General features: G+C 52.7%; 15 protein-coding genes. 14 read left to right on the top strand and 1 reads right to left on the bottom strand.

What is annotated here, in order from left to right; all coding sequences use genetic code 11:
- Positions 1–42 precede the first annotated feature (42 nt).
- On the bottom strand, positions 43–2595 hold the full coding sequence (mrcA, locus tag ACJHWR_RS08700; protein ID WP_024175766.1) for a peptidoglycan glycosyltransferase/peptidoglycan DD-transpeptidase MrcA: 2553 nt from the start codon (positions 2593–2595) through the stop codon (positions 43–45).
- 119 nt (positions 2596–2714) lie between these two features.
- Between mrcA and hofM the strand changes: the two genes are divergently transcribed.
- The 14 genes from hofM to ACJHWR_RS08630 all read left to right on the top strand — a co-directional run bounded on the left by hofM (position 2715) and on the right by ACJHWR_RS08630 (position 14276).
- The gene (gene hofM / locus ACJHWR_RS08695) at positions 2715–3494 is read left to right on the top strand and encodes a DNA utilization protein HofM (protein ID WP_000874542.1); all 780 of its coding nucleotides are present in this window, start codon (positions 2715–2717) and stop codon (positions 3492–3494) included.
- Positions 3494–4033 (top strand): DNA utilization protein HofN, encoded by a 540-nt coding sequence (hofN, locus tag ACJHWR_RS08690; protein ID WP_001069343.1) that lies wholly within the window; start codon positions 3494–3496, stop codon positions 4031–4033. Before hofM ends, hofN begins: the two co-directional genes overlap by 1 nt.
- On the top strand, positions 4017–4457 hold the full coding sequence (hofO, locus tag ACJHWR_RS08685) for a DNA utilization protein HofO (RefSeq protein WP_000367363.1): 441 nt from the start codon (positions 4017–4019) through the stop codon (positions 4455–4457). Before hofN ends, hofO begins: the two co-directional genes overlap by 17 nt.
- Positions 4447–4851, top strand: coding sequence for a DNA utilization protein HofP (gene hofP / locus ACJHWR_RS08680; RefSeq protein WP_012311711.1), 405 nt, complete (start codon positions 4447–4449; stop codon positions 4849–4851). The genes hofO and hofP overlap by 11 nt, the downstream gene beginning before the upstream one ends.
- A complete protein-coding gene (gene hofQ / locus ACJHWR_RS08675) occupies positions 4763–6001 on the top strand; it encodes a DNA uptake porin HofQ (protein ID WP_000815972.1) in 1239 nt (412 codons plus the stop codon). The genes hofP and hofQ overlap by 89 nt, the downstream gene beginning before the upstream one ends.
- 400 nt (positions 6002–6401) lie before the next feature.
- The gene (gene aroK / locus ACJHWR_RS08670; protein ID WP_000818618.1) at positions 6402–6923 is read left to right on the top strand and encodes a shikimate kinase AroK; all 522 of its coding nucleotides are present in this window, start codon (positions 6402–6404) and stop codon (positions 6921–6923) included.
- A 56-nt stretch (positions 6924–6979) separates the two neighbouring features.
- The gene (aroB, locus tag ACJHWR_RS08665; protein ID WP_000439850.1) at positions 6980–8068 is read left to right on the top strand and encodes a 3-dehydroquinate synthase; all 1089 of its coding nucleotides are present in this window, start codon (positions 6980–6982) and stop codon (positions 8066–8068) included.
- A 91-nt stretch (positions 8069–8159) separates the two neighbouring features.
- The gene (damX, locus tag ACJHWR_RS08660; RefSeq protein WP_000343177.1) at positions 8160–9446 is read left to right on the top strand and encodes a cell division protein DamX; all 1287 of its coding nucleotides are present in this window, start codon (positions 8160–8162) and stop codon (positions 9444–9446) included.
- Positions 9447–9552: 106 nt separating this feature from the next.
- Positions 9553–10389, top strand: coding sequence for an adenine-specific DNA-methyltransferase (gene dam, locus ACJHWR_RS08655; protein WP_000742141.1), 837 nt, complete (start codon positions 9553–9555; stop codon positions 10387–10389).
- A gap of 17 nt (positions 10390–10406) precedes the next feature.
- Complete coding sequence (gene rpe / locus ACJHWR_RS08650) at positions 10407–11084, top strand: ribulose-phosphate 3-epimerase (RefSeq protein ID WP_000816280.1); 678 nt, start codon at positions 10407–10409, stop codon at positions 11082–11084.
- Positions 11077–11835, top strand: a complete 759-nt coding sequence (gene gph / locus ACJHWR_RS08645; RefSeq protein ID WP_001031735.1) for a phosphoglycolate phosphatase — start codon at positions 11077–11079, stop codon at positions 11833–11835. The genes rpe and gph overlap by 8 nt, the downstream gene beginning before the upstream one ends.
- Positions 11828–12832: a tryptophan--tRNA ligase gene (gene trpS, locus ACJHWR_RS08640; RefSeq protein ID WP_000165543.1), complete on the top strand. Its 1005-nt coding sequence runs from the start codon at positions 11828–11830 to the stop codon at positions 12830–12832. Before gph ends, trpS begins: the two co-directional genes overlap by 8 nt.
- 159 nt (positions 12833–12991) lie before the next feature.
- A complete protein-coding gene (gene yhfZ, locus ACJHWR_RS08635) occupies positions 12992–13897 on the top strand; it encodes a GntR family transcriptional regulator YhfZ (protein ID WP_001254832.1) in 906 nt (301 codons plus the stop codon).
- A 16-nt stretch (positions 13898–13913) separates the two neighbouring features.
- On the top strand, positions 13914–14276 hold the full coding sequence (locus tag ACJHWR_RS08630; RefSeq protein ID WP_001361654.1) for a hypothetical protein: 363 nt from the start codon (positions 13914–13916) through the stop codon (positions 14274–14276).
- Positions 14277–14332: the final 56 nt, after the last annotated feature.

Here is a 14332-nt window from a genome sequence, read left to right as displayed (position 1 = left end):
CTTTGTCAGCAAACAGAAAAAGGCGCCGAAGCGCCTTTTTAATCAGAACAATTCCTGTGCCTCGCCATTATCGATAATGGTCGTTCCCACCTCGTGCACCGCCTGTTGTGTCGGCTGCGTACCTTCGATGAAATACTCTTCGCGGCTGTTGCCACCATTAGCTAACTGCCCGGTGCTGCGATCGATATTCACCGTCACAATACCCGGCGGCGGCGTCAGCGGCTGCTCCGGCACACCTTCAAGAACGGCTTTCATATAAGCGTCCCATGCAGGCTGGGCACTCTTGGCACCGCCTTCGTAACCTGAGATCTGATCTTTAATCGCTCCAGAAGCCGTTGTATGACCGAGATTACGACGGTGATCATCAAAGCCAATCCAGACCGAGGTCACAACGCCCGGACCGTAACCCGAGAACCACGCATCTTTCGAACTGTTAGTGGTACCCGTTTTTCCGCCTATATCATGCCGTTGTAAATCACGACCTGCTCGCCAGCCAGTACCCTGCCAGCCTGGTTCACCAAAAATATTGGTGTTCAAGGCACTCTTAATCAGGAATGCCAGCGGTGTGTTGATGACGTGCGGTGCGTACTCCTGCGCGCCAGTCTTCGCCACTAACGCCTGATTTGCCTGCTCCAGCTGCGGCATTGGTACAGAAACATTCTGCTGCTCGCGGGAGATAGCGACATCTTCAACATCGTTATTTTCCAGAACGTTCGATTTCTGCGTATCACCGTAAATCACCGGAATATCGCATTCCGGGCAGGCTACTTTCGGTTTCGCTTCGAAAATCACGCCGCCCTGATCGTTTTCAATTTTGCTGATAAACCACGGGTCCACCAGGAAGCCGCCGTTCGCCATGACCGCGTAGCCACGCGCCACCTGCATTGGGGTGAAGGACGCTGAACCCAGCGCCAGCGATTCGGTGTGGACAATGTTTTGTGCCGGGAAGCCGAAGCGTTGCAGATATTCTGCAGCGTAGTCGACGCCCATCGCCCGCATTGCGCGTACCATCACCACGTTTTTCGACTGACCCAGCCCCTGACGTAAGCGAATTGGACCAGCATATTGTGGCGGCGAGTTTTTCGGCTGCCAGTCAGAACCGGCACCTGCGTCCCAGCGAGAAATTGGCACATCGTTCAACATACTTGCCAGCGTCAGACCTTTATCCATCGCCGCGGTGTAGAGGAACGGTTTGATGTTGGAACCCACCTGACGCAGTGCCTGGGTGGCGCGGTTAAACTTGCTCTGATTGAAATCAAAGCCACCGACCAGCGCCATAACGGCACCGTTTTGCGGATTGATCGACACCAGCGCCGAGTTCACTTCCGGCACTTGTGCCAGCCACCATGCATCGCCAACCTGACGAACCCAGATTTGCTGACCCGTTTGCAAAACATCGGTCACTTTACGCGGCGTCGGTCCCTGCTGAGTATCCGAACGGTAAGGACGCGCCCAGCGAACGCCTTCCATACTCAATGCGACGGTCGACCCGTCCGCCAGCATCGCCGTCGCTTCCTGAGGATTGGCGCTGGTGACTGCGGCAGGCAGCAGAGGACCATAGGTCGGCAGCGCCTTCAACGTATCGGTAATCTTGTTGTTATCCCACGCCGATTCGCCCACTTTCCACAGCACATTTGCCGGGCCGCGATAGCCGTGGCGCATGTCGTAGTCCAGCACGTTATTACGTACTGCCTGCTGTGCGGCCTGCTGTACTTTGCGGGTGATGGTGGTGTAAATGCGATAACCGTCTTCATAGGCACTTTCGCCATAACGGTTATACATCTCCTGGCGCACCATTTCGCTCAGGTACGGCGCAGAGAAAACAATCTCCGGCGCGTGATAGTTAGCGTTAATCGCCTCAGTGCGTGTCTGATCGAACTGTTGTTGGGTGATATACCCTTCATCCAGCATCCGCGACAGTACGACGTTACGCCGCGCGACGGCACGATCCATTGAGTAGAGCGGATTAAAGGTGGAAGGCGCTTTCGGCAGCCCGGCTATCACCGCCATTTCGTTCAGCGTCAGTTGGTCGACCGTTTTACCGAAATAGACTTGTGCCGCAGCACCGACACCATAGGCGCGGTAACCGAGGTAAATCTTGTTCAGATAAAGCTCGAGGATCTCGTCTTTCGTCAGCAACTGTTCAATGCGAATCGCGAGGAAGACTTCCTTAATCTTACGCATCAGCGTGCGTTCTGGACTGAGGAAGAAGTTTCTCGCCAGCTGCTGGGTAATGGTACTCGCCCCTTGTGACGCGTGGCCGGAGAACAGCGCCACACTTGCCGCACGGAAGATCCCCACCGGGTCAACGCCGTGATGCTCGTAGAAGCGGCTGTCTTCCGTCGCGATAAAGGCTTTCACCATCTCCGGCGGGATTTGATCCAACGTAACCGGAATACGACGTTTCTCACCGTATTGAGCAATCAGCTCGCCATCGGCGCTGTAAATCTGCATCGGAATTTGCAGGCGAACATCTTTTAATGTCGCCACATCCGGCAGTTGTGGCTCGATGTAGCGGTATAGGCCATAAATCGAGCCTGCTCCCAGCAGAATGCAACAGACTGCAAGGATCAAAAAATACTTTACGAACTTCACTGGAAATTTCCCATTTAGTTTCATTTGGGCAGTTTATAAACAAACGCGCGGTAGTATAAAGGCAAGCCAGACGCATTGATATACCCGTCAGAGTGACGGGTGATAAGGAGATCATCACAATGGCATTTAAGATCTGGCAAATTGGTTTGCATTTACAACAGCAAGAAGCGGTAGCGGTTGCGATCGTGCGGGGCGCAAAAGAATGCTTTTTGCAACGCTGGTGGCGGTTGCCGCTGGAGAATGACATTATCAAAGATGGGCGGATTGTTGATGCGCAGCGGCTGGCTAACACGTTGTTACCGTGGAGCCGCGAACTGCCGCAGCGTCATCACATTATGTTGGCGTTTCCCGCCAGTCGCACATTACAGCGGTCATTTCCGCGCCCGTCGATGTCCCTTGGTGAGCGGGAGCAAACGGCCTGGCTGTCCGGGACGATGGCCCGTGAACTGGATATGGATCCGGACTCCCTGCGCTTCGATTACAGCGAAGACTCACTCAGTCCCGCCTATAACGTGACTGCCGCGCAAAGCAAAGAGCTGGCAACGCTGCTTACTCTGGCAGAAAGGTTGCGTGTTCATGTTAGCGCGATCACCCCGGATGCCAGTGCATTACAGCGATTCCTGCCTTTTTTACCTTCTCATCAGCAATGTCTGGCCTGGCGTGATAACGAACAGTGGCTGTGGGCGACGCGCTATCGCTGGGGGCGCAAACTGGCGGTGGGGATGACTAGCGCGAAGGAGCTGGCGGCAGCGTTATCCGTTGATCCCGAAAGCGTCGCGCTATGTGGCGAAGGCGGATTTGATCCCTGGGAGGCCGTTTCTGTTCGTCAGCCGCCGCTACCGCCGCCAGGTGGAGACTTTGCCATCGCGCTGGGGCTGGCGCTAGGGAAGGCGAACTGATGAACCCGCCAATTAATTTTTTGCCCTGGCGACAGCAACGCCGGACCGCTTTTCTGCGTTTCTGGTTGCTGATGTTCGTTGCGCCTCTGCTGCTGGCCGTCGGGATTACGCTAATAATGCGTCTGACAAGCAACGCCGAAGCACGCGTAAACGCCGTTTTGCTTCAGGCGGAACAACAACTCGCTCGCAGCTTACAGATAACGAAACCACGTTTGCTGGAGCAACAGCAGTTACGCGAACAGCGTTTGCAAAGGCAGCGCCAGCGACAATTTACCCGCGACTGGCAATCTGCGCTGGAAGCACTGGCGGCGCTTTTACCCGAGCACGCCTGGCTGACAACGATAAGCTGGCAGCAGGGAACGCTGGAGATCAAGGGGCTGACAACAAGCATTACCGCGTTAAACGCACTAGAAACGTCACTCCGCCAGGATGCATCTTTTCATCTCAATCAGCGGGGGGCCACGCAGCAGGATGCGCAGGGACGCTGGCAATTTGAGTATCAGTTAACAAGGAAGGTTAGCGATGGACATGCTCTTTGACTGGTGGTTCGCCGCATCACCCCGCCTCCGCCAGCTTTGCTGGGCATTCTGGTTGATGATGTTAGTTACGCTCATTTTTCTGTCATCGACACACCAGGAAGAGAGCGACGCATTAATTCGACTACGGGCGAGTCATCACCAGCAGTGGGCCGCACTGTATCGCCTGGTAGACACCACTTCCTTCAGCGAAGAAAAAACGCTGCCCTTTTCGCCACTGGATTTTCAGTTGCCCGGCGCGCAACTGGTTTCCTGGCATCCATCCGCGCAGGGAGGTGAGTTGGCGTTGAAAACGCTGTGGGAAGCAGTGCCGTCGGCATTTACACGGCTGGCAGAGCGCAACGTCAGCGTGAGCCGTTTTTCGTTAAGCGTGGAAGGTGATGATCTTTTGTTCACGCTACAACTGGAGACGCCGCATGAGGGGTAAACGCTGGTTGTTGGCAGGTATTGCATTGTGCCTTTTAACCGGTATGCGTGACCCTTTTAAACCGCCGGAAGATCTATGCCGGATTAGCGAACTTAGCCAGTGGCGCTATCAGGGGATAGTAGGGCGAGGCGAGCGCATCATCGGTGTAATAAAAGACGGGCAAAAGAAATGGCGACGGGTGCAGCAAAACGATGTGCTGGAAAACGGCTGGACAATTTTACAGCTGACGCCAGACGCACTAACGCTGGGAACCGGAACAAACTGCGAACCGCCACAATGGTTGTGGCAACGGCAAGGAGATACAAATGAAGCAATGGATAGCCGCACTACTGTTGATGCTGATACCCGGCGTACAGGCGGCAAAGCCGCAAAAAGTGACACTGATGGTGGATGACGTTCCGGTAGCTCAGGTGTTGCAGGCGCTGGCTGAACAGGAGAAGTTGAACCTGGTGGTGTCGCCAGACGTCAGCGGTACGGTGTCGTTACATCTAACAGATGTTCCCTGGAAGCAGGCACTACAAACTGTAGTGAAAAGCGCCGGACTGATAACGCGCCAGGAGGGCAACATTCTCTCAGTGCATTCCATTGCCTGGCAGAATGACAATATCGCCCGTCAGGAAGCGGAGCAGGCGCGGGCGCAGGCAAATCTGCCGCTGGAAAATCGCAATATTACTCTGCAATACGCCGACGCCGGAGAGCTGGCGAAAGCTGGGGAGAAGCTACTGAGTGCCAAAGGGAGTATGACCGTCGATAAACGCACCAATCGCCTTTTGCTGCGAGATAACAAAACGGCGTTAAGCGCCCTTGAACAGTGGGTAGCGCAAATGGATCTGCCGGTCGGGCAAGTTGAGCTGTCGGCGCATATTGTCACCATTAATGAAAAAAGTTTGCGTGAGTTAGGCGTGAAATGGACGCTGGCCGATGCGCAACAAGCTGGTGGCGTTGGGCAAGTCACCACGCTTGGCAGCGACCTCTCCGTAGCGACGGCGACAACGCATGTCGGTTTTAACATTGGGCGTATCAACGGACGTTTGCTGGATCTTGAGCTTTCTGCGCTCGAACAAAAACAGCAGCTGGATATTATCGCCAGTCCGCGTCTGCTGGCCTCACATCTTCAGCCTGCCAGCATTAAACAGGGGAGCGAAATTCCATATCAGGTTTCCAGCGGGGAAAGTGGCGCGACGTCGGTGGAATTTAAAGAGGCCGTCCTGGGGATGGAGGTCACGCCCACGGTGTTACAAAAAGGTCGCATCCGGCTGAAATTACACATCAGCCAGAACGTTCCGGGGCAGGTGCTACAGCAGGCCGATGGCGAAGTGCTGGCGATTGATAAGCAGGAGATCGAAACGCAGGTCGAGGTCAAAAGCGGAGAAACGTTGGCGCTGGGCGGCATTTTTACCCGTAAAAATAAATCGGGTCAGGATAGCGTACCGTTGCTTGGCGACATTCCCTGGTTCGGGCAATTATTTCGTCATGACGGAAAAGAAGATGAACGACGCGAGTTAGTGGTGTTTATCACGCCACGACTGGTTTCCAGTGAGTAAACAGCCGTAAAAGCGGTAATGTTTTTACGCTGAACGTGTTTCATCTATTTGACGCGCGCAGGTATTTAGCATACAAGGAGTACCGATTTGAGAGTTGGTGCTCTTCGCTGCCTGCGTTCCATGATGATGATTTATCATTCAGGCGGCATTTTGCTGTCTTTTTTACGCTAATCTTACCCGGTGATTTATCGCCAGAGCGGTGGTAGCAAGGCAGCGCGCTTGCAGCGACCAGATATGCAGAGGGATGGGTGATTTATTCAGTTGCCAAACCCGCTGGAGTATTGAGATAATTTTCAGTCTGACTCTCGCAATATCTTATGAGGTTTCAGTTCATGTCCTGCGGCGCTCTCTGAGCGAAGCGGGTTTATCATTAACGAATAGTCTTAGTAGTACCGAAAAAATGGCAGAGAAACGCAATATCTTTCTGGTTGGGCCTATGGGTGCCGGAAAAAGCACTATTGGGCGCCAGTTAGCTCAACAACTCAATATGGAATTTTACGATTCCGATCAAGAGATTGAGAAACGAACCGGAGCTGATGTGGGCTGGGTTTTCGATTTAGAAGGCGAAGAAGGCTTCCGCGATCGCGAAGAAAAGGTCATCAATGAGTTGACCGAGAAACAGGGTATTGTGCTGGCTACTGGCGGCGGCTCTGTGAAATCCCGCGAAACGCGTAACCGTCTTTCCGCTCGTGGCGTTGTCGTTTATCTTGAAACGACCATCGAAAAGCAACTTGCACGCACGCAGCGTGATAAAAAACGCCCGTTGCTGCACGTTGAAACACCGCCGCGTGAAGTTCTGGAAGCGTTGGCCAATGAACGCAATCCGCTGTATGAAGAGATTGCCGACGTGACCATTCGTACTGATGATCAAAGCGCTAAAGTGGTCGCAAACCAGATTATTCACATGCTGGAAAGCAACTAATTCTGGCTTTATATACACTCGTCTGCGGGTACAGTAATTAAGGTGGATGTCGCGTTATGGAGAGGATTGTCGTTACTCTCGGGGAACGTAGTTACCCAATTACCATCGCATCTGGTTTGTTTAATGAACCAGCTTCATTCTTACCGCTGAAATCGGGCGAGCAGGTCATGTTGGTTACCAACGAAACCCTGGCTCCTCTGTATCTCGATAAGGTCCGCGGCGTACTTGAACAGGCGGGTGTTAACGTCGATAGCGTTATCCTCCCTGACGGCGAGCAGTATAAAAGCCTGGCTGTACTCGATACCGTCTTTACGGCGTTGTTACAAAAGCCGCATGGTCGCGATACTACGCTGGTGGCGCTTGGCGGCGGCGTAGTGGGCGATCTGACCGGCTTTGCGGCGGCGAGTTATCAGCGCGGTGTACGTTTCATTCAAGTCCCGACGACGTTACTGTCGCAGGTCGATTCCTCCGTTGGCGGCAAAACTGCGGTCAACCATCCCCTCGGTAAAAACATGATTGGCGCGTTCTACCAGCCTGCTTCAGTGGTGGTGGATCTCGACTGTCTGAAAACGCTTCCCCCGCGTGAGTTAGCGTCGGGGCTGGCAGAAGTCATCAAATACGGCATTATTCTTGACGGTGCGTTTTTTAACTGGCTGGAAGAGAATCTGGATGCGTTGTTGCGTCTGGACGGTCCGGCAATGGCGTACTGTATTCGCCGTTGTTGTGAACTGAAGGCAGAAGTTGTCGCCGCCGACGAGCGCGAAACCGGGTTACGTGCTTTACTGAATCTGGGACACACCTTTGGTCATGCCATTGAAGCTGAAATGGGGTATGGCAATTGGTTACACGGTGAAGCGGTTGCTGCGGGTATGGTGATGGCGGCGCGGACGTCGGAACGTCTCGGGCAGTTTAGTTCTGCCGAAACGCAGCGTATTATAACCCTGCTCACGCGGGCTGGGTTACCGGTCAATGGGCCGCGCGAAATGTCTGCGCAGGCGTATTTACCGCATATGCTGCGTGACAAGAAAGTCCTTGCGGGAGAGATGCGCTTAATTCTTCCGTTGGCAATTGGTAAGAGTGAAGTTCGCAGCGGCGTTTCGCACGAGCTTGTTCTTAACGCCATTGCCGATTGTCAATCAGCGTAACAACAAGAAAGGTCAGGCCGCTTATCAAGCGGTCTATTAGCTTCAGGTTAATTGCAACGTGGTAAGCATTAACCTTTTAGTGGGGTGTTAAATGGATGAATTCAAACCAGAAGACGAGCTGAAACCCGATCCCAGCGATCGTCGTACTGGTCGTTCTCGTCAATCTTCTGAACGTTCTGAGCGTACTGAACGTGGCGAACCGCAGATCAATTTTGATGATATTGAACTTGATGACACTGACGATCGCCGTCCGACTCGTGCGCAAAAAGAGCGCAATGATGAGCCGGAAATCGAAGAAGAAATTGACGAATCCGAAGATGAAATCGTGGATGAAGAGCGCGTAGAGCGTCGTCCGCGTAAGCGCAAAAAAGCAGCCAGTAAACCCGCTTCTCGTCAGTATATGATGATGGGGGTCGGCATTCTGGTTCTCCTACTGTTGATCATCGGTATCGGTTCTGCGCTAAAAGCCCCCTCGACCTCTTCCAGCGATCAAACCGCGTCTGGCGAGAAGAGTATTGATCTTGCAGGCAATGCGACCGATCAGGCGAATGGTGTGCAGCCAGCGCCGGGAACCACGTCTGCGGAAAATACTCAGCAGGATGTTTCTCTGCCGCCGATCTCTTCTACGCCGACTCAAGGGCAAACCCCGGCGGCAACGGATGGTCAACAACGTGTTGAAGTGCAGGGTGACCTGAACAATGCGCTGACCCAGCCACAAAATCAGCAACAGTTGAATAATGTGGCGGTCAATTCCACGTTGCCGACTGAACCCGCGACGGTCGCGCCTGTTCGCAATGGCAATGCATCGCGTGACACGGCGAAAACGCAAACCGCTGAACGTCCGGCCACTACGCGTCCAGCTCGCCAGCAGGCGGTGATTGAACCGAAAAAACCGCAAGCAACCGTGAAAACGGAGCCGAAGCCGGTAGCACAGACGCCGAAGCGTACTGAACCAGCTGCTCCTGTGGCAAGCACGAAGGCACCGGCTGCGACCTCTACGCCAGCACCAAAAGAGACCGCAACTACGGCTCCAGTACAGACGGCATCCCCGGCGCAAACCACGGCAACACCAGCCGCTGGAGGGAAGACCGCAGGTAATGTGGGTTCGTTGAAATCGGCACCGTCCAGCCATTACACTCTGCAGCTGAGCAGTTCCTCTAACTACGACAACCTGAACGGTTGGGCGAAGAAAGAGAATCTGAAAAACTACGTTGTCTATGAAACGACGCGTAATGGTCAGCCGTGGTATGTCCTGGTTTCTGGCGTGTACGCTTCGAAAGAAGAGGCGAAAAAAGCGGTATCTACATTGCCAGCCGATGTCCAGGCCAAAAACCCGTGGGCGAAACCGCTGCGTCAGGTACAGGCCGATCTGAAGTAATCAAGGTTATCTCCCGCAATGGTTTATCATCGCGGGAGTTGCCTGAAGCGCTGGATGCTGTCGGAGCTTTCTCCACAGCCGGAGAAGGTGTAATTAGTTAGTCAGCATGAAGAAAAATCGCGCTTTTTTGAAGTGGGCAGGGGGCAAGTATCCCCTGCTTGATGATATTAAACGGCATTTGCCCAAGGGCGAATGTCTGGTTGAGCCTTTTGTAGGTGCCGGGTCGGTGTTTCTCAACACCGACTTTTCTCGTTATATCCTTGCCGATATCAATAGCGACCTGATCAGTCTCTATAACATTGTGAAAATGCGTACTGATGAGTACGTACAGGCCGCACGCGAGCTGTTTGTTCCCGAAACAAATTGCGCCGAGGTTTACTATCAGTTCCGCGAAGAGTTCAACAAAAGCCAGGATCCGTTCCGTCGGGCGGTACTGTTTTTATATTTGAACCGCTACGGTTACAACGGCCTGTGTCGTTACAATCTGCGCGGTGAGTTTAACGTGCCGTTTGGCCGCTACAAAAAACCCTATTTCCCGGAAGCAGAGTTGTATCACTTCGCTGAAAAAGCGCAGAATGCCTTTTTCTATTGTGAGTCTTACGCCGATAGCATGGCACGCGCAGATGATGCATCCGTCGTCTATTGCGATCCGCCTTATGCACCGCTGTCTGCGACCGCCAACTTTACGGCGTATCACACAAACAGTTTTACGCTTGAACAACAAGCGCATCTGGCGGAGATCGCCGAAGGTCTGGTTGATCGCCATATTCCTGTGCTGATCTCCAATCACGATACGATGTTAACGCGTGAGTGGTATCAGCGCGCAAAATTGCATGTCGTCAAAGTTCGACGCAGTATAAGCAGCAACGGCGGCACACGTAAAAAGGTGGACGAACTGCTGGCTTTGTACAAACCAGGAGTCGTTTCACCCGCGAAAAAATAATTCTCAAGGAGAAGCGGATGAAACAGTATTTGATTGCCCCCTCAATTCTGTCGGCTGATTTTGCCCGCCTGGGTGAAGATACCGCAAAAGCCCTAGCAGCTGGCGCTGATGTCGTGCATTTTGACGTCATGGATAACCACTATGTTCCCAATCTGACGATTGGGCCAATGGTGCTGAAATCCTTGCGTAACTACGGCATTACCGCCCCTATCGACGTACATCTGATGGTGAAACCCGTCGATCGCATTGTGCCTGATTTCGCTGCCGCTGGTGCCAGCATCATTACCTTTCATCCAGAAGCCTCCGAGCATGTTGACCGCACGCTGCAACTGATTAAAGAAAATGGCTGTAAAGCGGGGCTGGTATTTAACCCGGCGACACCGCTGAGCTATCTGGATTACGTGATGGATAAGCTGGATGTGATCCTGCTGATGTCCGTTAATCCTGGTTTCGGCGGTCAGTCTTTCATTCCTCAAACACTGGATAAACTGCGCGAAGTACGTCGTCGTATCGACGAGTCTGGCTTTGACATTCGACTGGAAGTGGACGGTGGCGTGAAGGTGAACAACATTGGCGAAATCGCTGCGGCGGGCGCGGATATGTTTGTTGCTGGTTCGGCAATCTTCGACCAGCCAGACTACAAAAAAGTCATTGATGAAATGCGCAGTGAACTGGCAAAGGTAAGTCATGAATAAGTTTGAAGATATTCGCGGCGTCGCTTTTGATCTCGACGGTACGCTGGTGGACAGTGCTCCTGGCTTGGCTACCGCAGTAGATATGGCGCTGTATGCGCTGGAGTTGCCCGTCGCAGGTGAAGAACGCGTTATAACCTGGATTGGTAACGGCGCAGATGTTCTGATGGAGCGCGCATTGACCTGGGCGCGTCAGGAACGTGCGACTCTGCGTAAAACAATGGGTAAACCGCCCGTTGATGACGACATTCCGGCAGAAGAACAAGTACGTATTCTGCGTAAACTGTTCGATCGCTACTATGGCGAGGTTGCCGAAGAGGGGACGTTTTTGTTCCCGCACGTTGCCGATACGCTGGGCGCATTGCAGGCTAAAGGCCTGCCGCTAGGTCTGGTCACCAACAAACCGACGCCGTTCGTCGCGCCGCTGCTCGAAGCCTTAGATATCGCCAAATACTTCAGCGTGGTAATTGGTGGTGATGATGTGCAAAACAAAAAACCGCATCCGGACCCGCTGTTACTGGTGGCTGAGCGGATGGGAATTGCTCCACAACAGATGCTGTTTGTTGGCGACTCACGCAATGATATTCAGGCAGCAAAAGCGGCAGGTTGCCCATCAGTTGGCTTAACCTACGGATATAACTACGGCGAGGCTATCGATCTCAGCCAGCCTGATGTAATTTATCAGTCTATAAATGACCTTCTGCCCGCATTAGGGCTTCCGCATAGCGAAAATCAGGAATCGAAAAATGACTAAGCCCATCGTTTTTAGTGGCGCACAGCCCTCAGGTGAATTGACCATTGGTAACTACATGGGTGCGCTGCGTCAGTGGGTAAACATGCAGGATGACTACCATTGCATTTACTGTATCGTTGACCAACACGCGATCACCGTGCGCCAGGATGCACAGAAGCTGCGTAAAGCGACGCTGGATACGCTGGCCTTGTATCTGGCTTGTGGTATCGATCCTGAGAAAAGCACCATTTTTGTTCAGTCCCACGTGCCGGAACATGCGCAGTTAGGCTGGGCACTGAACTGCTATACCTACTTCGGCGAACTGAGCCGCATGACGCAGTTTAAAGATAAATCTGCGCGTTATGCCGAGAACATCAATGCTGGTCTGTTTGACTATCCGGTGCTGATGGCTGCGGACATCCTGCTGTATCAAACTAATCTGGTACCGGTGGGTGAAGACCAGAAACAGCACCTGGAACTGAGCCGCGATATCGCCCAGCGTTTCAACGCGCTGTATGGCGATATCTTTAAAGTGCCGGAGCCGTTTATTCCGAAATCCGGCGCGCGCGTAATGTCGCTGCTGGAGCCGACCAAAAAGATGTCCAAGTCTGACGATAACCGCAATAACGTTATCGGCCTGCTGGAAGATCCGAAATCGGTAGTGAAGAAAATCAAACGTGCGGTCACTGACTCCGACGAGCCGCCGGTAGTTCGCTACGATGTGCAGAACAAAGCGGGCGTTTCCAACCTGCTGGATATCCTTTCTGCGGTAACGGGCCAGAGCATCCCGGAACTGGAAAAACAGTTCGAAGGCAAGATGTATGGTCATCTCAAAGGCGAAGTGGCTGATGCCGTTTCCGGTATGCTGACTGAATTGCAGGAACGTTATCACCGTTTCCGCAACGATGAAGCCTTCCTGCAACAGGTGATGAAAGACGGCGCGGAAAAAGCCAGTGCACACGCTTCTCGTACGCTGAAAGCGGTGTACGAAGCGATTGGTTTTGTGGCGAAGCCGTAATTTAACATTAATGCCAAAAACCGGGGAAACCCGGTTTTTTTATCCTCATTTGCAATAATCCGAAAAAATGTGAAGCACCTCGCCGTTTCCACATCTCACAGTTGCCACTTATCTTCATTTTAATGAAGATATAAACATTCATTTTATTGAAAATATATTATGCGTCGAACGTTTATCAAAAAAGAAGGCGTCGTTATCACGACACTGGCCCGTTATTTGTTGGGTGAAAAGTGCGGTAATCGACTGAAAACCATAGATGAGCTGGCAACTGAATGCCGTTCATCGGTTGGCCTGACGCAGGCCGCGTTGAAAACGCTGGAATCAAGCGGAGCGATACGGATTGAACGCCGTGGGCGCAATGGCAGTTATCTGGTCGAGATGGATAACAAAGCATTGCTGACTCATGTAGATATCAACAATGTGGTGTGCGCGATGCCCTTGCCCTATACCCGTTTGTACGAAGGCCTGGCGAGCGGATTGAAAGCTCAGTTTGATGGTATTCCTTTTTACTATGCGCATATGCGCGGCGCGGATATTCGCGTGGAGTGTTTACTTAACGGCGTGTATGACATGGCGGTTGTTTCCCGACTGGCGGCGGAAAGTTATCTCACGCAAAAAGGCTTATGCCTCGCGCTGGAGTTGGGGCCGCACACCTACGTTGGCGAGCACCAGTTGATTTGCCGTAAAGGCGAGTCCGCAAACGTGAAGCGCGTGGGGCTGGATAACCGTTCGGCGGATCAGAAAATCATGACCGATGTCTTTTTTGGCGATAGTGATGTGGAACGTGTCGATCTCTCTTATCACGAGAGTTTACAACGCATTGTTAAAGGCGATGTCGATGCGGTGATCTGGAACGTGGTGGCGGAAAACGAACTGACCATGCTGGGATTAGAAGCGACGCCGCTCACAGACGATCCGCGATTTTTACAGGCCACCGAAGCCGTGGTTTTGACGCGAGTCGATGATTACCCGATGCAACAATTGCTGCGTGCAGTTGTTGATAAACAGGCCCTGCTTGCCCATCAACAACGAGTGGTCAGTGGGGAACAGGAACCCAGTTATTAAACGAAAGGCATCTGAAATGGAAACCAGACTCAACCTGCTTTGCGATGCAGGCGTTATTGATAAGGACATCTGCAAAGGCATGATGCAGGTCGTCAACGTACTGGAAACAGAGTGTCATCTACCGGTGCGCAGCGAGCAAGGAATGATGGCGATGACACATATGGCGAGCGCACTGATGCGCAGTCGCCGCGGTGAAGAAATAGAGCCGCTGGATAACGAATTGCTGGCAGAACTGGCGCAATCCAGCCACTGGCAAGCCGTTGTGCAATTGCATCAGGTGTTGTTGAAGGAATTTGCACTGGAAGTTAACCCGTGTGAAGAAGGCTATTTGCTGGCCAACCTTTATGGATTATGGATGGCTGTTAACGAAGAGGTTTGAAGCTCCCGACAAATCCACGTCGCACAACCTAAATATTCAAAAAAATGAATATTTAA

Source organism: Escherichia sp. WS568 (assembly GCF_046486085.1).
Taxonomy (GTDB): Bacteria; Pseudomonadota; Gammaproteobacteria; order Enterobacterales; family Enterobacteriaceae; genus Escherichia; species Escherichia coli.
Note: the sequence above shows the minus strand (reverse complement) of the source record. Positions and strands in the feature narration are given on the sequence as shown.

Excerpts from the sequence above, each read along its gene's own strand:
- hofP (WP_012311711.1), top strand. The coding sequence starts at position 4,447 with ATGAGGGGTAAACGCTGGTTGTTGGCAGGTATTGCATTGTGCCTTTTA.
- aroB (WP_000439850.1), top strand. The coding sequence starts at position 6,980 with ATGGAGAGGATTGTCGTTACTCTCGGGGAACGTAGTTACCCAATTACC.
- damX (WP_000343177.1), top strand. The coding sequence starts at position 8,160 with ATGGATGAATTCAAACCAGAAGACGAGCTGAAACCCGATCCCAGCGAT.
- hofQ (WP_000815972.1), top strand. The coding sequence starts at position 4,763 with ATGAAGCAATGGATAGCCGCACTACTGTTGATGCTGATACCCGGCGTA.
- rpe (WP_000816280.1), top strand. The coding sequence starts at position 10,407 with ATGAAACAGTATTTGATTGCCCCCTCAATTCTGTCGGCTGATTTTGCC.
- trpS (WP_000165543.1), top strand. The coding sequence starts at position 11,828 with ATGACTAAGCCCATCGTTTTTAGTGGCGCACAGCCCTCAGGTGAATTG.
- gph (WP_001031735.1), top strand. The coding sequence starts at position 11,077 with ATGAATAAGTTTGAAGATATTCGCGGCGTCGCTTTTGATCTCGACGGT.
- hofM (WP_000874542.1), top strand. The coding sequence starts at position 2,715 with ATGGCATTTAAGATCTGGCAAATTGGTTTGCATTTACAACAGCAAGAA.
- ACJHWR_RS08630 (WP_001361654.1), top strand. The coding sequence starts at position 13,914 with ATGGAAACCAGACTCAACCTGCTTTGCGATGCAGGCGTTATTGATAAG.
- aroK (WP_000818618.1), top strand. The coding sequence starts at position 6,402 with ATGGCAGAGAAACGCAATATCTTTCTGGTTGGGCCTATGGGTGCCGGA.
- hofO (WP_000367363.1), top strand. The coding sequence starts at position 4,017 with ATGGACATGCTCTTTGACTGGTGGTTCGCCGCATCACCCCGCCTCCGC.
- dam (WP_000742141.1), top strand. The coding sequence starts at position 9,553 with ATGAAGAAAAATCGCGCTTTTTTGAAGTGGGCAGGGGGCAAGTATCCC.
- hofN (WP_001069343.1), top strand. The coding sequence starts at position 3,494 with ATGAACCCGCCAATTAATTTTTTGCCCTGGCGACAGCAACGCCGGACC.
- yhfZ (WP_001254832.1), top strand. The coding sequence starts at position 12,992 with ATGCGTCGAACGTTTATCAAAAAAGAAGGCGTCGTTATCACGACACTG.